Here is a 23547-nt window from a genome sequence, read left to right as displayed (position 1 = left end):
TTTTCAGCACATGAAAAATATTAGACATTAAAAGAGTTTATAAACTTACCTAAATTTTACCCGGCTGGGCGGTTAGATACCGATAGTTGAGGAGCATTAGAGAAAATAGCATCTATTATTTTTTATTTAACTTATTTTAATTGACAAGATCCTTATCTTGCATCATTTCATACATAGTTATATGATGGCTATAATGCAATATTATTTAAGGAATAAGTTATGTTAAAGTCAGTTGATCCAACAACCACTCAGTCTTGGAAATCCCTTCAAGCTAGCTACCAAAAACATCAAAATAAAACAATTGCACAGATCTTAAAAGAAGAATCGCAACGAGTTGAGAAACTTAGTATTTCTTTTGAAGATCAGTTTTTAGTTGATTTATCGAAAAATAGAGTAACACAAGAAACGCTAGAATTACTGTATAAACTTGCTGATGAATGTGATTTAACTAGTGCGATTAATGCCATGTATAGTGGTGAAAAAATTAATCGTACAGAAAATCGGGCAGTATTACATGTTGCATTGCGTAATGTATCAAATACCCCAATTTATGTTGATGGTAAGAATGTGATGGATGATGTTAATGCTGTCTTAGCTAAGATGGATTCATTCAGTAACAAAATCATTAGTGGCGAATGGAAAGGTTACACAGGTAAAGCAATTACTGATGTTGTTAATATTGGCATTGGCGGTTCAGATCTGGGGCCTCATATGATCACCGAAGCGCTACGTCCTTATAAAAACCATTTAAATATGCATTTTGTTTCTAATGTTGATGGTACACACATTGTTGAAGCACTTAAAGGTTTAAATCCTGAAACCACTTTGTTTTTAGTGGCGTCTAAAACCTTTACTACACAAGAAACCATGACTAATGCACAAACAGCACGAACATGGTTACTTGATGCAGCAAAAGACGATAAAGCGGTTGCATTGCACTTTGTTGCTCTATCAACTAATGCAAAGGAAGTTGAAAAGTTTGGTATTGATACAGCCAATATGTTTGAATTCTGGGATTGGGTTGGAGGACGTTATTCATCTTGGTCGGCAATTGGTTTATCAATTGTGTTATCAATCGGTTTTGATAACTTCAAACAATTTTTAGAAGGTGGTCATGCGATGGATAAACACTTCCAAAGTTCACCTATTGATAAAAATATACCAACGTTACTTGCGTTAATTGGTATTTGGTACAATAATTTTTGTGGTGCTGAAACCGAGGCGATTTTACCTTATGACCAGTATATGCACCGTTTTGCGGCTTATTTTCAACAAGGCAATATGGAGTCAAATGGTAAAAGTGTAGATCGCAATGGTCATAAAACACCTTATACCACCGGTCCAATTATTTGGGGTGAACCTGGAACCAATGGTCAGCATGCGTTTTATCAATTAATTCACCAAGGTACTAAACTTATCCCTTGTGATTTTATTGCGCCAGCAATTAGCCATAATCCTGTTGGCGATCATCACCCTAAACTGTTATCTAACTTTTTTGCACAAACCGAAGCTTTAGCTTTTGGTAAAACAAAGGAGCAAGTTGAACAAGAGTTTATTGCTGCTGGTAAAAAACTTGATGAAATAAAGTCTGTTGTACCATTTAAAGTATTTGAAGGTAATAAGCCAACTAACTCAATCTTAGTGAAAAAAATCACACCTTATACTCTTGGTGCATTAGTTGCAATGTATGAACATAAAATCTTTACTCAAGGGATTATTTTAAATATCTTTAGTTTTGATCAATGGGGTGTGGAGCTTGGCAAGCAATTAGCTGGACGTATTTTACCTGAATTAGCAGATGATCAACCAGTGAGTTCTCATGATGAATCTACAAACAACTTAATTAACCAATACAAAAAATGGCGTTAAGATGTTTTAGAAAATACCTGTAGGTGAGTATAAAACAAAAACCTTCAGCTTAAGCTGAAGGTTTTTTTATAAGCAATATTTATTACTTTTTAATTCGCATTATTGGCGTTTTACCTGCTTCTACCGAACCCGATAGTTTGGTAAGATCCACAACTGTTTCCATATTAGAAATAACCACAGGTGTTAATACGGATTTAGCTTTACTTTCAAGTAGCGGCAGATCGATTTCAATAATGGTATCGCCTACTTTTACTTGTTGCCCTTCTTCTGCAATTCGAGTAAAACCTTCACCTTTTAGTTCCACAGTATCAATACCAAAATGAACAAAAAGTTCAATGCCTTCGTCTGATTCTAAAGCAAAAGCATGATTGGTTTCGAAGATTTTGCCAATTTTACCACTTAATGGTGCAACAATTTTATTGCCAGAAGGTTTAATTGCTACTCCATCACCAACGATTTTTTCAGCAAAAACCACATCTGGTACATCTTCGATTTTGACAATTTCGCCACTTAAAGGGGCAATAATCTCGATGCTGTTTTTATTATCATCGGATACAAATTGCTTAATTTTATCGAATAGACCCATCATTGTCTCCTAACAAATTTGCTTTTCAGCATTATAATTTTCAATTAAATCAATAATTTCTTGTGAGGTTGCTTTCTCTAGCGCAGCATCAGAAAATTTTTTCGCCTCTTCATAATTCGTGTTACGAATTAATTTCTTAATTTTAGGAATGGATACGGCACTCATACTAAATTCATCCAGTCCCATACCAAGTAATAAGATTGTGGCTCTTTCATCACCAGCAAGCTCACCACACATCCCTGTCCATTTACCTTCTTTATGAGAGGCATCGATCACTTTTTTAATCAATGTTAATACTGAAGGTGAAAGAGGGTTATAAAGGTGAGAGATCAGCTCGTTACCACGATCAACAGCAAGCGTATATTGTGTTAAGTCATTGGTTCCGATACTAAAGAAATCCACTTCTTTGGCTAAGTGATGTGCAATCACAGCCGCTGCTGGCGTTTCAATCATTACACCAATTTCAATATTTTTATCAAACGCTTTGCCTTCGGCATTTAATTGTTCTTTAAGAATATTGATTTCAGATTTTAATATACGGATTTCTTCCACAGAAATAATCATTGGGAACATAATACGCAATTTACCAAATGCTGAAGCGCGTAAAATTGCGCGTAATTGTGCATGAAGAACTTCTTTACGATCTAAACTGATACGAATTGCACGCCAGCCTAGGAATGGATTTTCTTCTTTTGGTAAGTGCATATATGGCACATCTTTATCGCCACCGATATCCATAGTACGGACAATTACCGATAAACCATTGGTTGATTCGGCTACTTCTTTATAGGCTTTAAATTGCTCTTCTTCATCAGGATAAGCTTCGCGATCCATAAATAAGAACTCAGTGCGGTATAGACCAACACCTTCGTAACCATTACGTTCAGCACCCGCAATATCACGCACTGTACCAATATTGCCACAAATTTCTACTTGGTGACCATCAAGGGTTACAGCTGGTAGATCTTTTAATTTAGCCAATTCTTCTTTATCACTAATATATTTAGTTTGTACTTGCTTTAACTTTTCTTGAGTGGTGTGATCTGGATTGATATAAATAGCATTATTGATAGCATCTAAAATAACGAAATCCCCTTGTTTGATTGCTTGAGTAGCATTCGATGTTCCAACAATAGCAGGAATTTCTAAAGAACGAGCCATGATGGAGGTATGTGAAGTACGACCCCCTGCATCAGTAATAAAACCTAATACCATATCTAAGTTTAGCTGAGCTGTTTCAGACGGCGTTAAGTCGGTTGCAACTAAAATACACGGTTGATTAATAGCACTCAAATCAACGATTTCAATACCTAAAATATTTTTAAGTAATCGTTTACCAATATCACGGATATCGGCTGCACGCTCTTTTAGATATTCATCATCTAAATTTTCTAATTCTTTGGCCTGAGTTTCAAAAACAGATTGAACAGCGGCATCAGCGGTTGAATGTTTACTTTGAATACGAGAAATGACTTCTTGTTCAAGATCTTCATCTTCAAGAAGCATAATATGCCCCTCAAAAATGGCTGCTTTATCTTCGCCTAATGTGGATTTTGCTCGCTCCATAATCGTATGAAGTTGTTTGCTTGATTTTTCTCGAGCTTCCTTAAAGCGCTCTATTTCAGCGTCAATCTTGTTATCAAGAATCTGCCTATTACTAATAACAATAGGTTCTTCTTTTAATAATAGCGCTTTAGCAAAAGCGATACCGGGGGAAACAAGTGTACCTGATACCATAACATTTAATCCTTATTCAATTTTAAAACCATTCATAGCAAATTGGGAGTTATTATTCCAACTCTGGAATTAATTTTACTAAATGATCAACAGCTTCTCTTTCGTCTTCGCCTTCAGCTGAAATGGTAATAGCAGTGCCTTGTGATAAACCTAATGTTTGTAATTTAAATAAACTTTTAGCACTCGCACTTTTGCCATTAGATGTGACAATAATTTCTGCATTGAAGTTTTTGGCTTCTTTCACAAATTGCGCCGCAGGGCGGGTATGAAGACCATTAGATGCAGTAATAGTTACATCTTGTTTGTACATATTATTTTTACTCCCAAAAATATTTTTATTTCAGTGACCAATATAAATAAAAACCGCCTGAAAGGCTAGTAAGATTTCATAGATCTTTTATATTAAGTCAATTGTATTAGCTATAATTTATAAAGATAGCCGTATTTTATCAGTATCGATAGATACGAGTCACTTTATCGCTACATTTTTTAAATTTTACCTGCCCATGGATTCCATGTTTCATATTTTCAAAAACAATTTCTTCACTACCATCAAGCTGTGATGCGCGGATTTCTTCTCTACAGAAAGTTTCAAATCGCTGTAATTCTTGTTCACTATTACCTAATTTATAAGCTTTAGGTAAATCTTGGCTGCTTACATAGGTGTGTATTTTATCTTGCACATCAAGGACAATTACGCCTTTATTCGATAAAAATGAGCTACAGGAGGTTAATGTTAATCCAGCAAGAAATAATAGTTGTAGAGACAATTTCATATTAAATCCTACAATGTTCAAAATAATTCCTTTATAAAGCACAGTAACCTGTTTATTATTTATAATTAGGTATAAATTATATATTAATAATCGAATAAAGTGCAGCATGCATTTTTTCTTAATGTGACAAGGTTAGGGAAAGTTTATGTCAGATACTATCAATTACGACGAATTTAATCGTCAACTAATCCAAAATAAAATAGGTATTACCGCAGCTGAGTTGCATGGTTTTCTTTCAGGTATATTAGCGGGTGGTAATTATGATGAGAGCTGGCATCCATTGGTTGAAGATATGCTAAATAATGGACAAAAAATGCCAGCATCATTAGATGAGCAAATTAATCAACTTTATACGCATACTAAACAACAATTCTTTGATAAAGATTTTGGTTTTCAATTATTACTTAGTGACAAAGATTTATATACACAACTTGATGATTTAGTAGGCTGGGTCAATCATTTTTTACTTGGTATTGGGCTTGTGCAACCTAAAATTAATCGTATCAAAGGCGATGTTGGCGAAGCAATTTATGACCTACGGCAAATTGTTAAACTGGGCTATGATGAAAATGAAGATCAACAAGAGCTTGGTTTTGCTTTTGAAGAGATAAAAGAGTATGTTCGTATCACATCTATGCTATGTTTTGATGAGTTTAATGAGCCGGATATTACTCCTACAATCCATTAATAACTATACATTTTCAAGGTCATTATAATGATAAACAACGATATCAAAACCGAACTTTTTGCTCGTCGAGAAAAATTATTCGCTCAAATGATACCAAATAGTGTTGCTCTTTTTTTCGCATCTCCAGAAATGACGCGTAGTAATGATACCCATTATCCATATCGACAAAATAGTGATTTTTGGTATTTTACGCATTTTTCTGAACCAGAATCGCTATTTGCTGTTGTTAAACAAAATGATAATACACCTAGATATGTATTATTTAATCGTAAAAAAGATACGCTTGCAGAGACATGGACAGGTTACCGTTTAGGTCAACAGGCTGCATTAGGGGCAATTTGGGTTGATAAGGCATATCTCTTTGATGAGATCGATACAATATTACCGGATTTATTAAACGGCAAAACGGCGATTTATCATGCCTCTCAACAGTATGCCTATGCCGATAAAATTGTTGATCGTGCCATGCGTATTTTACGACAAGGTAGTCGAATTAATCTTTCTGCCCCCAACAGCATGATTGATTGGCGACCAATAGTCCATGAAATGCGTATGTTTAAATCAGATTTTGAGATCAAAATTTTACGCCAAGCTTGTGAAATTAGTGCACAAGCCCATATCAGAGCAATGCAAAAGTGCAAACCATTGATGTTTGAATACCAACTAGAGGCTGAAATCTTACACGAATTTGCTTGGCATGGTGCACGCTTTCCATCTTATAACACTATTGTTGGCGGTGGTAATAATGGTTGTATTTTACATTATGAAAATAATAGTGAGCTGCTAAAGGATGGAGATTTAGTTTTAATTGATGCTGGGTGTGAATACCAATACTATGCAGGTGATATTACTCGTACTTTTCCTGTTAATGGTCAATTTAGCCAAGCTCAACGTGAGATTTATGACATAGTGTTAGCAGCGCAATATCAAGCGATTGAACTATTTAAGCCCGGTACATCAATCATGGAAGTGAATAATCATGTAGTTAGAACGATGGTAGCAGGTTTAGTTAAATTAGGGATTATGCATGGTGATGTTGAAACGTTAATTGCTAATAAGGCTTATACCGCATTTTATATGCATGGATTAGGGCACTGGTTAGGCATAGATGTGCATGATGTGGGTAGTGGTCGCGATCGCATTTTAGCGCCAGGTATGGTATTAACAGTTGAGCCAGGACTCTATATTAATCAAGACGCAGATGTGCCAGCACAATATAAAGGTATTGGTATTCGGATTGAAGATAATATATTAATTACCGAATTTGGTAATGAAGTTTTGACAGGTGATGTGCCTAAAGATCCACATGAAATTGAAAAATTGATGCAAAATAAACTCACACATTAGCCTTGTTGTTGCCGTAATTTTTTTATAGAGGTTACGGCTTTTTATTTCAGCCTAGCTAATTGATCATTAGTCCAAACTAATTGATTTATCACGGTTAAAAATAATTTTTATTTTCAGGTCTTTGGCTGCAATTGGTTTATACTTCCATGTTTTCATGGCATTAATTACAGAACGATTAAAAATATTATTAGGATTTGCTTCTATAATTCGAATATTTTCAACTCGCCCATCACTGTTTACATCAAAAAGTGCGACCACATAACCCTCTAAACGCATATCTAGTGCTCGGCGTGGATATTCAGGTTGGTTGCGCCGAATTGGCGAAGGATTACCAGAATATTGACGACTATCTGAAATCTGCGGTGCTACAGCAGTGTTAGCAACGTTTTGGCTAACCACTTCTTGCCTAACTTGTTGACGCGAAGCTTTTTGGACAGGAGGGCGCTTTTTCTTTTGTTTTGGCGTTTTTTTGACTATGACTTCCTTTTTGGGGTCAACAGTAGGCTTATCGGGCATTTTTTCGCGAATAGAGTCAGGCTGTTCTTCTTTCACGACTTCAGATTCAATAACCGGTTCAATGGGTGTTTCTTTGATTTGTTTGTTATCAATCAGTTCGTTATTTTCCACACCTTGAATATCGGGGGTATTTTCTACTAATGATTGTTCGGGGGCAGCCAACTGCGATAGGTCGATCATCATGGCTTTAATAGAATTATCACCTTCATCGACAACAATATTTTTAGCAAACAATGCGGAACTAAAGAGCAGTGCAAATAAGAAAATATGCGACAATACAGAAACCGATGTACATGCATAGGTGTTTATAGGCTTTTTTTTAGTTAGGCACAAAGGGGTCTTGGTATTATCAATGTCTATATCAAAGTTAATCTTCATAATAATAATCATTTTTAACTTAAGGCTAGTATTCTAAATGAAAATGCTTATCATTTGTAGTGTTTTTTGAAATATGATAGATGACACCTTGTTGCATCATGATATTTATCAGATAATAGAAAGTAAATATCTGTTATTTATAATGGTTAAGCTGATGAATACTGCGTCAATGAATCAAATACTCGATCTTGTTAAAGAAGATTTAATCAAAGTGAATCAAGCAATACAAGCAGAACTGAGTTCTGATGTGGCTTTGATCAATCAGTTAGGCAATTACATCATTAGTAGTGGTGGAAAGCGAATACGTCCAGTCATTGCGTTGTTAATTGCCAAAGCACTCAACTATCAAGGCGATAAACATATTATTACTGCGGCTTTTATTGAATTTATTCATACAGCGACCTTATTGCATGATGATGTTGTTGATGAATCAGATTTACGCCGAGGCAAATCAACTGCTAATGCACTTTTTGGTAATGCTGCCAGTGTACTGGTTGGTGATTATATTTATACGCGTTCTTTTCAAATGATGGTACGTACCGAATCTTTTAAAGTATTGACGATCATGTCGGCGGCAACCAATGTAATTGCTGAAGGCGAAGTACAACAGTTAATAAATTGTAATGATCCCGATATAACCAAAGAACAATATTTAGAAGTAATTTATCGCAAAACGGCACGTTTATTTGAAGCAACCTCGCATTCTGCCGCAGTTCTAGCTGGAGCTAATGAGCAGCAAGAGCTCGCTTTACAGGAATATGGCAAATTTTTAGGGACCGCCTTTCAAATCATTGACGATTTGCTCGATTATAGTGCTGATAGTAATCAAAAATTAGGTAAAAATTTAGGGGACGATCTTAATGAGGGCAAACCGACTTTACCACTTTTACATGCCATGCACCACACTAACAATGCCCAAGATGCGGCATTAATTCGACAAGCCATAGAGCAAGGTAATGGTCGACAATTGTTAGGTCGCATTTTACAAATTATGGATGAATGTGGTTCGCTTGATTTTACGTTACAAACCGCTCAAAAAGAAGCGCAAAAAGCGTTTGACGCTATCGCAATTTTACCTGATTCGCCTTATAAACAAGCGTTGCAAGATCTTGCCTTATTATCAGTAAAAAGAGAAAACTAATTCATCAATGAGCCAATAAATCAATAAAACCATGTGTTTTTTATACTCAAACACATGGTTTCCTGAAACTTCTTGTCATGAGTTTTATATACAACAACATTAAACTTAAATTAAGGTAATTATTTATGCTAAAAAGGTCTTGGTCTGTTTTGTTAATTTTTATTTCGATGATTTCGGTTCAAGGCAGTGCATCTATAGCCAAATATCTATTTCCTGTGTTAGGGCCAGAGGGGATGACAGCGTGGCGATTATTTTTTTCGGCAATTATGTTAGTGTTAATCTTCAAACCATGGCGTAAAGCAATGACAAAACAAGCCCTGAAATACATATTTTTATACGGTATCTCAATGGGGTGTATGAATTTAGCATTTTATAACGCAATCTCTAGAATTCCGCTTGGTATTGCAGTTGCCATTGAATTGACCGGTCCCATTATGGTGGCCTTGTGCTCTTCCCGGAAGGTGCTTGATTTTATTTGGTTAGGTGTTGCAATTATAGGTCTGGCTATGCTTTTACCACTAGCTCAAGCATCAAGCAATTTGGATCCAATAGGTATTTTATTTGCATTCTTAGCTGGAAGTGGCTGGGCATGTTACATTTTATTTGGACGCAAAGCGAGTGCTATTTATGGTTCAGCAAGTGTAGCGATTGGATCGGTTATTGCTTCGTGTTTTTTATTTCCTATTGGTATCTGGCAAACAGGCAGTACCCTGTTTTCGTTGGAATTACTGCCTCTAATTTTTGTCGTTTCGTTATTAGCGTCGGCTATTCCTTATGGCTTAGATATGATTGCACTACCCAAATTACCGGCGCAGACATTTAGTACATTAATGAGTCTGTCACCTGTTTTTGCCGCACTTTCTGGATTCATTGTTTTGCATGAACAATTAACCCACTATCAGTGGCTAGCCATTGTTTTTATTATTACATCATCGATAGGTACTATATTTACAATGAACAGACCAATAAAGATTAAATCGATTAAACTAAACAATTAAATTAGCCAATCAGAAGCATTATCGCGCTGTTTATAAGCGCGATATGTTTACGGAAAAGCAATAGTGATAGATTGCTATAACTTATTTTAGTTGCAACAGGCGTTTGTGATGATTTAACGTGGAGGGAATCCCATACCTCCGCCCATTAATCCTTTCATTTGGCGCATCATCTTCATCATGCCACCGCCTTTCATTTTCTTCATCATCTTTTGCATATCTTCAAACTGTTTTAATAGTTTGTTGACATCTTGTACTTTTGTTCCAGAACCATTTGCAATACGGCGTTTGCGTGAGCCTTTAATGATTTCAGGATTAGCGCGTTCTTTTAATGTCATCGAACCAATAATGGCCTCCATTTTGATAGTGATTTTATCATCCATCTGCGCTTTGATATGATCAGGAAGTTGACCAACACCCGGTAATTTAGCCAACAGAGTACCCATTCCACCCATATTACGCATCTGTTTGAGTTGGTCTTGAAAGTCATTAAAATCGAACTTATCGCCTTTTTTCAGTTTTTTAGCAATTTTCTCTGCTTTTTCGCGATCGACATTATGCTGCAACTCTTCAATCAAAGAGAGTACATCACCCATACCTAAGATGCGCGAAGCAATACGATCGGGATAAAATGGCTCTAAAGCGTCAGTTTTTTCCCCCATCCCTAAGAATTTAATCGGCTTACCGGTAATATTCCGAATGGATAGTGCTGCACCACCACGCGCATCGCCATCAACTTTGGTTAAAATTACACCGGTAAGCGGCAAAGCATCATTGAAAGCTTTAGCTGTATTGGCAGCATCTTGCCCAGTCATGGCATCAACTACAAATAATGTCTCAATTGGATTAATGGCTTGATGAAGCGCTTTGATTTCATCCATCATGTCGTTATCAACATGCAAACGACCTGCAGTATCGACAATAAGTACATCAAAGAATTGCAATTTTGCATGAGAAATGGCTTTATTGACGATATTGACCGGTTTTTCAGTAATATCAGATGGAAAGAACTCAACATCAATCGCTTTAGCCAGTGTTTCTAACTGTTTAATTGCCGCAGGTCGATAAACATCGGCAGACACCACAAGTACTTTCTTTTTCTGTTTTTCTTTTAGAAATTTAGCCAGTTTAGCAACGCTAGTTGTTTTACCGGCACCTTGTAATCCTGCCATTAACATAACCGCAGGTGGTTGGGTTGCCAAATTGAGTGAACTATTGACTTCCCCCATTGCACGGGTAAGTTCATCTTGAACTATTTTGATAAATTCTTGACCTGGTGTTAGACTCTTGCTGACATCTAATCCAACAGCTTTTTCTTTAACTTGATTAATAAATTCACGAACCACAGGCAGGGCAACATCTGCTTCGAGTAATGCCATACGCACATCGCGCAACGCATCTTTAATATTGTCTTCAGATAGTCGTCCACGACCACTGATATTGCGGAATGTCTGTGATAAACGGTCGGTTAAATTCTCGAACATATTAACTCTCGTAATAAATAAAAAAATTGTGATTATCATATCAGAAAATTTTAATAAGTCCCACGATCATAATTTTGCGCTGACTTGACACTAATTAATGTTCCTGTTGAAATGAGAAAAGATAGACAGTGCACACATTGACCATTTTGGTAATTAAAACAGCATAGATTAAAAAGGAGAACATCGAATATGGCAAAAATAATTAGTACTGATAAAGCGCCAGCCGCTATTGGGCCTTATGTTCAGGCGTTAGATTTAGGTAAAATGTTATTTGCCTCAGGACAAATCCCACTCGATCCTGCCACAGGTGATATGCCAAGTTGTGTGAAAGAACAAACCAAACAAAGTTTAGCCAATGTTAAAGCGATTGTCACTGCGGCAGGTTATCAAGTCAGTAATATCGTAAAAACAACTATTTTTTTAGCTGATATGAATGATTTTGCTGAGGTAAATGCGGTATACGAAGCATTTTTTACTGAAAATAATGCGTCTTTCCCAGCTCGCTCTTGCGTGCAAGTTGCTCGAATTCCTAAAGATGCTAAAGTCGAAATTGAAGTCATTGCTGCTAAATAAATTTGCTTACCTGATTAGCACCAAAAGGTGCTAATTTTTGTCAAAAAGTTTCAGGAAACCCTACGTTTTAGTATAAAAAAGTGGGTTAAAACACATTATACTTTTAGTTATCTCATCTATTACTTTTTACTATCAAAAATACAGCCATTTTTTAACCAAAAATTAAATTAATTATTTATTGTTAAACTGTTATTTAATGATTGATTGCCAATAAAGTTGGTGTAATAATCTACAAATATTTATTGTTGTTTTTTGTGCCAAATGGATTGTGAACATGTTTGAAAAAGTAGAATCGTATGCAGGGGATCCCATTTTATCGTTAGTCGCTGAGTTTATGAATGATAGCCGAGATAATAAAACGAATTTAAGTATTGGTTATTATTATGATGACAACAGCGTGGTTCCCCAATTGCAGTGTATAAAAACTGCTCGTGATGATATTTATCATCTCAACCAAGGTGCACAACTGTATTTGCCAATGAGTGGCTTGCCAACGTATTGTCAATCAATTCAGTCTCTATTATTTGGTGAAGATCATTCCGCTTATAAAGATAAACGTATCGCAACGATACAAACGTTAGGTGGTTCAGGTGCTCTTAAAATAGGGGCTGATTTTTTATTTCGTTATTTTCCAAAATCCGAAGTATGGGTCAGCGATCCAACATGGGAAAATCATATCGCTATTTTTAGCGGTGCCGGGCTTAAGGTAAACAAATATCCCTATTTTGATGAGCAAACTTGTGGCGTAAAATTTGAAGCAATGCTTGAAACATTAAATCAACTACCTGCTAAAAGCATTGTATTACTTCATCCTTGCTGCCATAACCCAACTGGAGCTGATTTAACACATACGCAGTGGGATAAAGTGATCGAGGTGTTAAAGGCCCGTGATCTTATTCCATTTATGGATATTGCTTATCAAGGTTTTGGCGAAAGTATTGACGATGATGCCTATGCGATTCGCAAAATGGCAGATACAGGATTGTGTGGATTTGTCAGTAACTCATTTTCGAAAACATTTTCACTCTATGGTGAACGTGTTGGGGGATTATCCGTTTTATGCGATAACAGTGACGTCGCTGCCTGCGTATTAGGGCAGTTACAAGCCACCGTTCGCCAGAATTATTCAAGCCCAGCAGCTTATGGTGCGCAATTGGTGAGTTATGTATTAAATCATCCAGAGCTTAAAGCGCAATGGTTTAAAGAAGTCGAATCAATGAGAAATCGCATTGTAACTATGCGTACAATGTTGGTTGAATTATTAAAAACTGCTGCACCTAACTGTAATTTTGATTATTTGGTTAAACAGCGAGGCATGTTCAGTTATACCGGTTTTAGTAAAGAGCAAGTTACACAATTGAAAGATAATTTTGCTGTTTATTTGGTGGGCAGTGGAAGGATGTGTGTAGCGGGTTTAAATCACCATAATATCTACCGTGTGGCAGAAGCATTTGCTGCATTAAAATAATCATATTACTAAAAGGAGTATATTGTATGTTCCATAAAATGTTAATGTTGATATTTGGTATTGCGATGACAACACTTGTTGTTGGATGTAACACTGTTAAAGGTGTTGGTCAAGATGTTGAATCTGGTGGAAAGGTCATTTCACATACAGCTGAAAAAGTCAGTGATAAAATGTAACTAAAGTTATAGTTTGTCTACTAATATTTTTTTAGCGTTTTAACTATTTTAGATTAAAAATATTAGGTGTTTTGTCTTTTGTTACGCTATTTTACTTGTTGGGTGCGGTTCATTAAAGTTTTGAACTGCACCTTTAACGATGGAGATTTAGTAGTATCCAAACTTAACCGGTGTTGAATTTTTATTGCATACACTTCCATCAAATATACAAAGTTATCAGCGTGTTTATATTATCCAAAGCTGAGAAGGATAATATTTGCACAATTCATTGTGCCAAAATAAAAAATAAATTAATTGATTAAATTTTGGTGCCAGATTATCCCAAATAAACATTTTTGTGAACCCAAATTAGTGGTACCTCAAGCCGTGTTACAGAATTGCCAAATCGTTTATATCGCTATTGATTCTTTTGCCAAAGATAGGGATAATTCTTTACTAATCGAATCTAATGATTTATCGATTATTAAATAGTCATAAAAAATGACTGAATCATTTATATAGCAAAGTCAGTGTGAGTCAAAAATATATTCGTTAATGGGCGCGATAGTGAAATGATTACAAGCGCCATTATTAGTTAATTTATTTTAAGGAAAGAAGATGACATCAAATTTAGAAAGTTCAGCGAGTAGAAAAATAAAAAAAGCGGTTATCCCCGTTGCTGGTTTGGGTACACGCATGTTACCCGCCACTAAAGCTATTCCAAAGGAGATGCTACCGGTTGTTGACAAGCCACTTATCCAATATGTAGTTAAAGAGTGTATAGCAGCAGGCATCACTGAAATTATTTTTGTGACTCATTCATCGAAAAATTCAATTGAAAACCATTTCGATACTAGTTTTGAATTGGAAGCTATGTTAGAAGCACGTGTTAAACGTCAGTTATTACAAGAAGTACAATGTATTTTACCTAAACATGTCACAATAACCAGCGTTCGCCAAGGTTTGGCTAAAGGACTAGGTCATGCGGTATTATGTGCTTATCCTTTAGTGGGTGATGAGCCCTTTGCTGTCGTTTTACCCGATGTGATTATTGATGAGTACGAAAGCGATCTGACCTGCGATAATTTAGCTGCAATGATCAACAATTATAATGAAACCAAACATAGCCAAATTATGGTTGAGCCAGTGCAGAAAGAATTGGTTTCTTCTTATGGTATTGTCGATTGTCGTGGGGAAACGTTATCCGCTGGTAATGTTGCACAAATGTATAGTATTGTTGAAAAGCCATCAGTTGAAGAAGCGCCATCAAATCAATCTGTGGTTGGGCGTTATGTTCTATCTGAAAAAATTTGGCCTCTACTTGCCAAAACCCCATTAGGTACAGGGGGGGAAATTCAATTAACTGATGCAATTGCCATGTTGCTTGAAGAAGATTGTGTTGATGCTTATTGCATAAAAGGCTGTAGCCATGACTGTGGTAATAAACTCGGTTATATACAAACCTTTGTACAATACGCAATGCGCCACAAAATCTTAGGTAACGATGTTAAAGCCTGGTTAAAGACGCTTTAGTTTTAACAAATTAAACAATAATAAAAAAGACGCAAACTGCGTCCTTTTTTATTCGTATAATTTTTATTCTATTTGTTGGTCATATACCTACCCATCTCTAGTACAAATCTCAAGCAGAAAACTAGGCTAATTTTTTTGTTTTATATTCAATTGACGTAAGGTTATTTGATGCTTGATAAGGTATCTTGGTAGTATAAATAGTTAACTATTCTTATTTTATTGGTTGTGCTTGTTTTCGATTATTAAAAAATTTGAATCAAATTGACATAGAATGTTAACAAGTTTTTGCCATTTAATTGCAAATTTTTATACATAATTTTTAATTTTTATACATGATTTTAAGTTTTTTTACAAAAATTTTAGACAAAAGGGTAGCTAATTTTTTTTTAAACGCTATACTGCCAAGCACACAAATAATTCAGCTCATTTTTTGGGTTAAAAACTATAAAAAAAAGATTTATCAAGAAAAAAAACTTGATATATAGGATGTTATGCAGTACAACTTTAGCTATCAAATGTGGCAATATTTTGCTTCAAATATGTCTAAGTACCTATTAGGTATTATTTTTATCCTCAACTTATTGAATAGATACGCACAATATTGTCGTAAATTCTGGTTAATAAGTGTCAACAAGTGGCTATGCTGTGGTTTAATTCAGCGATTACAATTAACTAAACGTTCACAACCTTGCTTATCCACCTTAACTTCATTATCGCTATCGGCAGCCTTTTTTATTTTAGTGCCATTGGTACTATTGTCGTATCCATTAAATACACAGGCGTTATCTGCCTTTACGGCAAATACAATTCAGGGTTCGGCGCCGTATTTAACGTTTGATGGTGGTAAAACTAAAGCCACCACTACCGAAGAGCTGTTAGGTATCACGTTATCCGATGGCACAACTATTACACCGGCAACCAATACTTCAACTGCGAAAAACCCGATAGTCTTACCCAATGCAGAAGAAACTTTAGCTAATGTTGGCATGTTTGTGCCAGCATCAAAAGACTCAATAGAATTAAAAGAACTAATTAATTCCTCCTATAACTTCTGGGGTGATGATGATGGTGATGGACTGGGAGAAAATGGTGTAACTGCAACTGGTAGCTTAAGTATTAGCTTCACAGATAGATATAACCAAAAAGTTAGTCGCAGCCATGTCTTAGATATTTGTGGAGCACCTTATAAAGTGGTATTAAGTAGTACTGGTGGCATGTTAAAAACACAATATGGCGTGCCTAATAGCAGCACTTTCGGCGAAAGTACAGTAAGTTACTTTATCACTCCAGTCTTAACTCCTAAAGTCTGCTACATTAAGGCGGGCGATCTAAGGTTAGACGTAAATCAGTTCGCAGGTCCAGAAGGTATGTGGAATCCAGACAAAGGCTTTATCGCATCTAGTAACTTCCCGAACACTGGCATTAATGGTATATTCTTTGATTTATACATAGAAGGTAGTGATCGACTCACTTGGCCTGCTATCACTAATGCAGGTATAACCGCCAAAATGAAGCCCAATGCGGCAGGTAGCAGTGTGCGAATCACACTAACCGGTCCAAAGGCGAATGGAAATCGAAACGGAATTAGCAAACCAGACTTACCTCAGAAATTTGAATTAGTCGGTTACGATAGCAGTGGCAAATCAGTGATTAAATATGGATTTGAATTGCAAAAGTGGTTTGTCAATCGCGGAAGCCGATTTAGTTTATTCTCTTCACATGAAAACTGGTGTAACACATTAGGTTATAGGGTTATGCAGGTGAAAGATGTCACCAACGCAAACTGTTCTAGTCTGCACAGCAGTTGCCAAAGCGCTAAACCATCATCGGCTGGAAACCATTACCATCGACGAATTGGTGGCGGCTTGCTTAGCGAGTGGGGTTACATGACAGAATACATGGATTTAGTAGGTTTACCTTCTGATAATGCATATTGGACAAGCGATGTAGTAGATGGTAAAAAGCTCGTTGTTACCGCGGTTGGAGGTCAGGTAAAAACTAGAAATTCTAATGAAACCGCATACGGAATGTGTGTCTACCCTTAAATTTTTAGCGTTTAATTCTTGAACCTCAGACAAGATCATGTACCTTTAAATTAAGTAGTCAAAGACAGGTTGCCCAGTTTGATGGGGCAACCTGTCTGGCGACATTGGCAGGGAATGTGCTTTTGTAGCTGAACATCAACAAGGTCTTTCTCATTCAATATAAAAATCTAAAACAAAAATTACTATAAAATTAAATAAAATCAATTCATTGTCTGATAAATTTTCATCGGAAAAAGACACTAATCTTTTACAATACCCAAAGGATAAAACGTCCAAAACCTAACTGAACCAAAACTAATTTTTATCCTAAATTTTTTGACTATTTTTAATGGTTACAGCTACTAGTATCAAACTTCTGACTGATCATTTTCCAGAGTGATATTAGGATCGTTATACACAGCCATATCCATAAGGCCAATTTCACGATCAGTTGCCACAGCCGCTGTCATAGCGCCAGATACATTGGCTAAAGTTCTTGCCATATCAATAATTGGATCAACAGCTAAAACCATCCCAATTAATGGGAAGTATTCGGCCATCCCCATACCAGATAAAACAACGGTTGCAGCAACGGTTGCTGTGCCGGGAATGCCAGCGATGCCGATTGAACCAATAACCACTACAATGATTAGCATAATATAAAACTGGATATTAGTCTCAATACCAACCATATGCGCTACCATCACTGCAAGTAAAGCAGGGAAAAAACCAGCACATCCATTCATTCCCATAGTGCTGCCAAGTGAGCCGACTAAATTTGCTGTGCCGGTATTTACCCCCATTCGAACGGTTAACGTTGAGATAGTCATTGGTAGTGAGCCAACTGATGAGCGACTAGTAAAGGCTAATAACCATGTTCCTAGTGCTTTTTTGATAAACATGGTTGGTGAAATACCATGAATTGAAACAATGGCAATATGCACAATTAGCATAATCAATGTGGCAATATAGATGGCGGCAACAAAGCTAGAAACCTGAATAATGGCCGGTATTCCATTAGAAATAATGGTGCGAGCCAGTAACGCAATGACTGCGTAAGGCATATATTTAATAACTGTCATCGCAATGGACATCACGATTTTGTAAAGTGCTTCGATAAATGTTTTAAAGAGCTCAATAGGCTGTGGATTCTTCTTTTCCATTCTATTAGCAGCAAGCCCCATTAAGGCTGAGAAGATGACTAATCCAACAATGTTTTCATTTACCATTGATGCAATAATATTACTTGGGATTAGATTTATAAAGGTATCAATAATATTGGTGTATTGTTTTGCTTGGACTTGATGTACAGGGCTTGAGCTTATTTCACCTAAAGCAAATAGATTTGCTAGCAAAATACCAACGACACAGGCAATAGCTGTTGTAAACAGTAACCAAAAAATCCCTCTAAATGCAATTTGAGGTAGATTTTTTTTGCCCGAAAAGTCGATAATCACTTTAACAATCGATACAAAAATAAGTGGTATCACTAACATTCGGATAAAAGCGATAAATGCTCGACCAAATAGCCCATACCATGTTGCGGTTTCTTGCATCCAGAGGGTCGCTGCATCAGGAAATCCAGCCACAGCTTGAATGCCTAGACCAAGCGCAGCACCAAGGATTAAGCCAACTAACATACGAACTGAAAAATTGACTTTTTTATCTTGTAACGGTTTCATCACCGCAAAAAAACAGATGAGTAGTAGCCCAATACCAATGAGTGTTTGATAATGAGTAATTGCTAGGAACTTTTCAAAAAAAGTCCCCTGAAAAATGGCATCTGACATAATTAGCCTCTCTTTTGATAATTCAATTATCTGGTTAACAATCTATATTTAATCACATGATTTGATGTTTAACTATAAATACATTAATGTTGTTTATTTTGCGATTGAGCCGGCAATATTTAAAATATCCCAAGGTCTGGAAAAAGGTGGCGCATACAGAAAATCCATCATGGCTAATTCATCAATTTTCACATTCGCCCATATAGCGGTTGCTAACGTGTTCACTCTTAATACCGCTCCCTGTCCACCGGCTATTTGTCCACCTAAAATCACGCGCGTATCGGCATGATAAATAAGTTTTGCTGTTACACTTGTTTGCCCAGCAACATAATTACTGTGATTTTTATCTTTAACCATGACAGTTTTATAGGGGATTGCGGCTTTTTTGGCTTCGTTTTCGGTTAAACCAGTGCGCCCTGCTTCGATATCAAAAACTTTTAAAGCTGAAGTGCCAATCGTGCCGGGATATTCGCAATGTCCACCACCTAAATTTTCGCCTACAATTTTACCAAGCTTGTTTGCTCCTGTGGCGAGCGGGATATATACCATTGAATGGCTCACTTTATGGTAAAGCGCGGTGCAATCGCCAGCGGCATAAATATCGGTAATATTGGTTTGCCCTAAGCTGTTAGTGATTATGGCGCCATTTTTAAGTGTGTTGATGCCAAGATCTTTATAGATATCACTATTTGGTTTTACTCCCGTTGCAATAATAACCATATCAGCGAGATATCGTCCTTTATCGGTAATTACATGCGTGACATTGTATGAGCCTTCAAAGCCAAGTACTCGTTCTTGCAAGTGTAGGCCGCAATGTTGTTTAATATTTTCTTCAATTAGGTCGGTAATTTGTTCATCAAACGCATCGACAAGGATTCTGTCATCCAATTGAATCAATTTAACCTTTTTTTGTAAGGCGACCAGTGATTCAGCGATTTCAAGCCCAATATAGCCAGCACCGACAACAATAACATTTTGGGTATTTGGGTCTGATAATACGTGTTTAATTGCTAATCCATCGTGCAGATCACGTAATGTAAAAATGTTTTTTAGCTGACCATTTTTAAAAGCCGGCATGACAGGACTTGCGCCAACCGCTAGTAATAACTTATCGTAGTTGTCATCAAAGCAATCACCAGTATTGTGATCTTTAATGGTTAATTTTTTTTGATTAACATCAATCGCCATGACTTCATGTAACGTTTTAATTTCAATACCATCTTTTTGAAATTGTTCTGGTGTTCGAGATATCATTTCATTGGCATCAGTAAAGTGGTTACCAATGAAATAGGGTAAACCACAAGCGCCAAACGAGACAATATTCGATTTTTCATAAATACGGATGGTTGCCTCTGGGTTCATTCTTTTGGCTTTTGCCGCAGCACTTGCGCCTGCGGCTTGAGCGCCAATGATGATGATTTTCACTTAATTTTCTCCTCAGTGCTCAGATACTCAATTATTAATAATATCCTATCATACGCCATAAATTATAGGGGAGATAGATAGCTATTTAGCATTAATATTTGTTAATTTAAAATTTGAATCATTTGAACGTTAACAATTATCAACTTTGTATAATCTTTTTAAGTCAAATGGCTTTTGTCAAAAAGTTTCAGGAAACTATGTGTTTGAGTATAAATTTTTAAATGTAAGCGGTTGAGTATGATTGATTAACGCTATGATTAAACTAATCTGTAAGTCGCTCTCATTTAATGCGGGAATATAATAAAACGTTTTTCCGCCTGCATTAAAAAACAGTTCTCGATTTTCTTCGTCAATTTCATAAAGGGTTTCAATACAATCTACCGAGAAACCCGGGCAGATAACGTGCACGTTTTTAACGCCACTTTGCGCTAGTGTTTGTAGTGTGTCACTGGTACTTGGTGTAACCCATTTACCTTTACCAAATTTGGATTGGTACGCCATTTGGATTGGTCGATTTATACCATTTGCTCGACATTTTTCGATTAATAACTGCGTGGTCATTTCACAACGTTTAATATAATCCTCTTTTCGTTTGTGAATATAACTCTCTGGGATACCATGATAAGAAAGCACGAGCACTTCAGGCTCTCCTTGATCTTCAAAAGCCTGCTTAATTTGTAGATAAAGTGCATTGATATAGCTTGGATGATCAGCATAATCACGAATATAGCAGATGTTATCGATGATTTGATCAGAGGCGATAATTTGTTTAAGTTTGTCAAGTACTGCCAGAGTTGTGGTTGTGGAATACTGTGGAAAGAGTGGCAATACGGTAATTTTTGAGCATGATTGAAGCTTGTTCAACGCAGATTGCATATCCGGTTTGCCATAGGTCATGGCTAATTCACATTGGATATTAGGTAAATGGCGTTGTAACTTATCACATAATAATTGGCTATAATGTAATAAAGGTGATGCGCCATTTATCCAAATTTTTTGGTAATGGTGAATAATATAAGGCACTCGTTTAGGTATCACAAGATACTTTAAAATGGGAGACCAAAACAGCTTAGGTAAATCAACTACATGCCGATCGAGCAAAAACTCGGTTAAATACTGCTTTATTGCATCTGGTGTTGCCGCACTTGGCGTGCCTAAATTAACCAATAATAGACCTTGTTTTTTTTCCACAAGCAATCCTTATTTTGCGCAAAGATAATGATTGATAATGTTAAGCAGCCGATTTAGTGCCCCTTGATTTTGTTTTAATACTTGATATGCCTGTTCGCCAATTTGCTGACTATTACTTTTATTTGCCAAAAGCGCATTAACCGCGGAATAAAGAGCGTCTTCTGAGCTAGCACAAGTGATCATCCCGTTAGCTGAAATGAGCTGTTCACAAATAACTTTAAAATTGAAAAAGTGTTCGCCACTAATGATTGGGATGTGGTGGAGTGCTGGCTCTAATGGGTTATGCCCACCATGCTTCACTAAACTACCACCAACAAAGGCAATATCGGCCATGCCATAAAGTTCTATTAACTCTCCCATTGTATCGCCCAAAATGACTTGCGTCTGTTGAGTCGGAACTTGGTTGCTACTGCGGTTGATATAATTTAACCCACGGTCATTAATTAATTTTTCGACGGTTTTAAAGCGTTCAGGGTGACGGGGGACAAGAATCAATAACAAATTAGGATATGTTTGTAATAATCGTTCAAAGGCAGACAAGATGATTTCATCTTCGCCACTATGTGTACTTGCAGCAATAAAAACAGGGTGGTTTAATTGCCACTGTTGTTTTAGTGTTGTGATTTTTTGCTGCTGTTGAGTAGTTAAATCAATATCAAATTTAATACTGCCAGTTATTGCTAGATGATCACTTGGCAAACCCAGTGATATAAAACGCTCTCCATCTTGCTTATTTTGTGCGGCAACGGTGCTAATTTTTGATAGTAAATGGCTAATCGCGCGTCCTAGTTTGCGATATCGGTTAGCTGATCGTTCTGATAATCTGGCGTTGGCAAGAATCAGCGGAATATTTCGTTTGTAACACTGCCCAATAAAATTAGGCCAAAGCTCAGTTTCCATAATAATCACTAATTTGGGCTGAGTTGTTTTTAAAAAACGATTTATTGCGCAAGGCAAATCATAAGGTAAATAGACATGATGCACGCTATCACCGAATGACGATTGCACTCGCTCCGAGCCTGTTGGCGTCATAGTGGTCACAGTGATAGGTAAATTAGGATATTGTTGTTGCAATGCTTTGATGAGTGGGATAGCGGCAATCGTTTCTCCCACTGATACGGCATGTAGTAAAATACCGTTAGGTTCAACTTTATTTTGGCAAAAACCATAGCGTTCAAGCCAACGCTTACGATAAGCAGGCGCTTTACAGCTACGCCAAAGTAGCCTTAGCCAAACGAAGGGTTGAATCAAATATAATAAAACAGTATATAAAATTTGCATGCTAATTATTCGGTTAGATTAAAAAAGTGCTCGCGGTAATAAACCAGTTCGGCAATCGAATCACGAATATCATCAAGCGCTTGGTGCGAACTCTGTTTACTAATTCCTTTTAGTATTTCCGGTTTCCAACGTTTAGCTAATTCTTTAATTGTGCTGACATCTAAATAACGATAATGGAAATAACGTTCTAAATTAGGCATATAGTTAAATAAAAAACGACGATCTTGCCCAATAGTATTACCACAAATCGGTGAGCAGTTTTCAGGTACCCATTGTTTTAAAAATTCGATGGTCTGTTGTTCGGCTTGTTGTTCGCTAATGGTACTTGTACGAACACGCTCAATGAGTCCTGATTTGCCATGAGTATTTTGATTCCACTCATCCATTAAAGCTAATTGCTCATCAGATTGATGAACGGCAATGACCGGTCCTTCAGCAAGGATATTTAAATTAGAATCGGTAACAATGGTTGCAATTTCAATAATGCGATCAGTGGTTGGATTAAGTCCTGTCATTTCAAGATCGATCCAAATAAGATTACTATTGTTAATTTGTGGTTGTTTGCTCATAATTTGCGATAGAAATTTTCT

General features: G+C 36.5%; 21 protein-coding genes and 1 pseudogene. 11 read left to right on the top strand and 11 right to left on the bottom strand.

Annotation, left to right across the window (positions count from 1 at the left end; genetic code table 11):
- Together BQ5209_RS10985 and pgi are read left to right on the top strand one after the other, a co-directional pair.
- A pseudogene (locus BQ5209_RS10985) lies at positions 1–87 on the top strand (pseudouridine synthase); the annotation flags it as partial.
- 132 nt (positions 88–219) lie between these two features.
- The gene (gene pgi / locus BQ5209_RS02970; protein WP_085247089.1) at positions 220–1869 is read left to right on the top strand and encodes a glucose-6-phosphate isomerase; all 1650 of its coding nucleotides are present in this window, start codon (positions 220–222) and stop codon (positions 1867–1869) included.
- A gap of 82 nt (positions 1870–1951) precedes the next feature.
- Here the strand turns inward: pgi and crr are convergent, their stop codons facing one another.
- The 4 genes from crr to BQ5209_RS02950 form a co-directional block, all read right to left on the bottom strand.
- On the bottom strand, positions 1952–2455 hold the full coding sequence (gene crr, locus BQ5209_RS02965; RefSeq protein WP_085247088.1) for a PTS glucose transporter subunit IIA: 504 nt from the start codon (positions 2453–2455) through the stop codon (positions 1952–1954).
- 9 nt (positions 2456–2464) lie between these two features.
- Positions 2465–4192, bottom strand: coding sequence for a phosphoenolpyruvate-protein phosphotransferase PtsI (gene ptsI, locus BQ5209_RS02960; protein ID WP_085247087.1), 1728 nt, complete (start codon positions 4190–4192; stop codon positions 2465–2467).
- 52 nt (positions 4193–4244) lie between these two features.
- Positions 4245–4502 carry a phosphocarrier protein Hpr gene (ptsH, locus tag BQ5209_RS02955; protein ID WP_085247086.1) on the bottom strand — a complete coding sequence of 86 codons (258 nt, stop codon included), beginning with the start codon at positions 4500–4502 and terminating at the stop codon, positions 4245–4247.
- A 139-nt stretch (positions 4503–4641) separates the two neighbouring features.
- The gene (locus BQ5209_RS02950) at positions 4642–4968 is read right to left on the bottom strand and encodes a hypothetical protein (RefSeq protein WP_085247085.1); all 327 of its coding nucleotides are present in this window, start codon (positions 4966–4968) and stop codon (positions 4642–4644) included.
- 145 nt (positions 4969–5113) lie between these two features.
- Between BQ5209_RS02950 and BQ5209_RS02945 the strand changes: the two genes are divergently transcribed.
- A complete protein-coding gene (locus BQ5209_RS02945) occupies positions 5114–5656 on the top strand; it encodes a UPF0149 family protein (RefSeq protein WP_085247084.1) in 543 nt (180 codons plus the stop codon).
- A gap of 30 nt (positions 5657–5686) precedes the next feature.
- Positions 5687–7003, top strand: coding sequence for a Xaa-Pro aminopeptidase (gene pepP, locus BQ5209_RS02940; protein WP_370737819.1), 1317 nt, complete (start codon positions 5687–5689; stop codon positions 7001–7003).
- Positions 7004–7069: 66 nt separating this feature from the next.
- Here pepP and BQ5209_RS02935 read toward each other — a convergent pair whose 3' ends face one another.
- Complete coding sequence (locus tag BQ5209_RS02935; RefSeq protein WP_167370301.1) at positions 7070–7897, bottom strand: TonB family protein; 828 nt, start codon at positions 7895–7897, stop codon at positions 7070–7072.
- A 154-nt stretch (positions 7898–8051) separates the two neighbouring features.
- Between BQ5209_RS02935 and ispB the strand changes: the two genes are divergently transcribed.
- Positions 8052–9038: an octaprenyl diphosphate synthase gene (gene ispB / locus BQ5209_RS02930; protein ID WP_085247081.1), complete on the top strand. Its 987-nt coding sequence runs from the start codon at positions 8052–8054 to the stop codon at positions 9036–9038.
- 125 nt (positions 9039–9163) lie between these two features.
- Positions 9164–10036, top strand: a complete 873-nt coding sequence (locus BQ5209_RS02925; protein WP_085247080.1) for an EamA family transporter — start codon at positions 9164–9166, stop codon at positions 10034–10036.
- A gap of 113 nt (positions 10037–10149) precedes the next feature.
- Here the strand turns inward: BQ5209_RS02925 and ffh are convergent, their stop codons facing one another.
- Positions 10150–11517, bottom strand: a complete 1368-nt coding sequence (gene ffh, locus BQ5209_RS02920; protein ID WP_085247079.1) for a signal recognition particle protein — start codon at positions 11515–11517, stop codon at positions 10150–10152.
- A 189-nt stretch (positions 11518–11706) separates the two neighbouring features.
- Between ffh and BQ5209_RS02915 the strand changes: the two genes are divergently transcribed.
- The 5 genes from BQ5209_RS02915 (at position 11707) to BQ5209_RS02895 (ending at position 17291) form a co-directional block, all read left to right on the top strand.
- Positions 11707–12090, top strand: coding sequence for a RidA family protein (locus BQ5209_RS02915; RefSeq protein ID WP_085247078.1), 384 nt, complete (start codon positions 11707–11709; stop codon positions 12088–12090).
- A 274-nt stretch (positions 12091–12364) separates the two neighbouring features.
- Positions 12365–13558, top strand: coding sequence for an amino acid aminotransferase (locus tag BQ5209_RS02910; RefSeq protein WP_085247077.1), 1194 nt, complete (start codon positions 12365–12367; stop codon positions 13556–13558).
- Positions 13559–13584: 26 nt separating this feature from the next.
- Entirely contained in the window at positions 13585–13734 is a 150-nt protein-coding gene (locus BQ5209_RS02905; protein ID WP_085247076.1) for an entericidin A/B family lipoprotein, read from the top strand.
- A gap of 597 nt (positions 13735–14331) precedes the next feature.
- Entirely contained in the window at positions 14332–15246 is a 915-nt protein-coding gene (gene galU / locus BQ5209_RS02900) for a UTP--glucose-1-phosphate uridylyltransferase GalU (protein WP_085247075.1), read from the top strand.
- A gap of 491 nt (positions 15247–15737) precedes the next feature.
- Positions 15738–17291 (top strand): hypothetical protein, encoded by a 1554-nt coding sequence (locus BQ5209_RS02895; RefSeq protein WP_143421835.1) that lies wholly within the window; start codon positions 15738–15740, stop codon positions 17289–17291.
- Between the two features lie 347 nt (positions 17292–17638).
- Here the strand turns inward: BQ5209_RS02895 and BQ5209_RS02890 are convergent, their stop codons facing one another.
- From BQ5209_RS02890 to orn, 5 genes are all read right to left on the bottom strand, one after another.
- Positions 17639–19060 carry a cation:dicarboxylate symporter family transporter gene (locus tag BQ5209_RS02890; RefSeq protein WP_085247073.1) on the bottom strand — a complete coding sequence of 474 codons (1422 nt, stop codon included), beginning with the start codon at positions 19058–19060 and terminating at the stop codon, positions 17639–17641.
- Positions 19061–19153: 93 nt separating this feature from the next.
- Positions 19154–20485, bottom strand: coding sequence for a CoA-disulfide reductase (locus BQ5209_RS02885; protein WP_085247072.1), 1332 nt, complete (start codon positions 20483–20485; stop codon positions 19154–19156).
- 195 nt (positions 20486–20680) lie between these two features.
- Entirely contained in the window at positions 20681–21676 is a 996-nt protein-coding gene (gene hemH / locus BQ5209_RS02880) for a ferrochelatase (protein WP_167370300.1), read from the bottom strand.
- A gap of 9 nt (positions 21677–21685) precedes the next feature.
- Entirely contained in the window at positions 21686–22957 is a 1272-nt protein-coding gene (gene waaA / locus BQ5209_RS02875; protein WP_085247070.1) for a lipid IV(A) 3-deoxy-D-manno-octulosonic acid transferase, read from the bottom strand.
- Positions 22958–22962: 5 nt separating this feature from the next.
- Positions 22963–23526: an oligoribonuclease gene (gene orn, locus BQ5209_RS02870; RefSeq protein ID WP_085247069.1), complete on the bottom strand. Its 564-nt coding sequence runs from the start codon at positions 23524–23526 to the stop codon at positions 22963–22965.
- Positions 23527–23547 lie beyond the last annotated feature (21 nt).

Origin of the sequence: Gilliamella mensalis, from assembly GCF_900103085.1 — a bacterium.
Lineage (GTDB): Bacteria > Pseudomonadota > Gammaproteobacteria > Enterobacterales > Orbaceae > Gilliamella > Gilliamella mensalis.
This window is presented reverse-complemented; position numbering and strand designations above follow the sequence as displayed.

Coding starts and splice junctions, on each gene's coding strand:
- galU (WP_085247075.1), top strand. CDS start 14,332: ATGACATCAAATTTAGAAAGTTCAGCGAGTAGAAAAATAAAAAAAGCG.
- ptsH (WP_085247086.1), bottom strand. CDS start 4,502: ATGTACAAACAAGATGTAACTATTACTGCATCTAATGGTCTTCATACC.
- BQ5209_RS02905 (WP_085247076.1), top strand. CDS start 13,585: ATGTTCCATAAAATGTTAATGTTGATATTTGGTATTGCGATGACAACA.
- BQ5209_RS02890 (WP_085247073.1), bottom strand. CDS start 19,060: ATGTCAGATGCCATTTTTCAGGGGACTTTTTTTGAAAAGTTCCTAGCA.
- orn (WP_085247069.1), bottom strand. CDS start 23,526: ATGAGCAAACAACCACAAATTAACAATAGTAATCTTATTTGGATCGAT.
- ptsI (WP_085247087.1), bottom strand. CDS start 4,192: ATGGTATCAGGTACACTTGTTTCCCCCGGTATCGCTTTTGCTAAAGCG.
- BQ5209_RS02950 (WP_085247085.1), bottom strand. CDS start 4,968: ATGAAATTGTCTCTACAACTATTATTTCTTGCTGGATTAACATTAACC.
- BQ5209_RS02910 (WP_085247077.1), top strand. CDS start 12,365: ATGTTTGAAAAAGTAGAATCGTATGCAGGGGATCCCATTTTATCGTTA.
- waaA (WP_085247070.1), bottom strand. CDS start 22,957: ATGCAAATTTTATATACTGTTTTATTATATTTGATTCAACCCTTCGTT.
- BQ5209_RS02895 (WP_143421835.1), top strand. CDS start 15,738: ATGCAGTACAACTTTAGCTATCAAATGTGGCAATATTTTGCTTCAAAT.
- BQ5209_RS02945 (WP_085247084.1), top strand. CDS start 5,114: ATGTCAGATACTATCAATTACGACGAATTTAATCGTCAACTAATCCAA.
- ispB (WP_085247081.1), top strand. CDS start 8,052: ATGAATACTGCGTCAATGAATCAAATACTCGATCTTGTTAAAGAAGAT.
- pgi (WP_085247089.1), top strand. CDS start 220: ATGTTAAAGTCAGTTGATCCAACAACCACTCAGTCTTGGAAATCCCTT.
- BQ5209_RS02915 (WP_085247078.1), top strand. CDS start 11,707: ATGGCAAAAATAATTAGTACTGATAAAGCGCCAGCCGCTATTGGGCCT.
- ffh (WP_085247079.1), bottom strand. CDS start 11,517: ATGTTCGAGAATTTAACCGACCGTTTATCACAGACATTCCGCAATATC.
- BQ5209_RS02925 (WP_085247080.1), top strand. CDS start 9,164: ATGCTAAAAAGGTCTTGGTCTGTTTTGTTAATTTTTATTTCGATGATT.
- BQ5209_RS02935 (WP_167370301.1), bottom strand. CDS start 7,897: ATGAAGATTAACTTTGATATAGACATTGATAATACCAAGACCCCTTTG.
- crr (WP_085247088.1), bottom strand. CDS start 2,455: ATGGGTCTATTCGATAAAATTAAGCAATTTGTATCCGATGATAATAAA.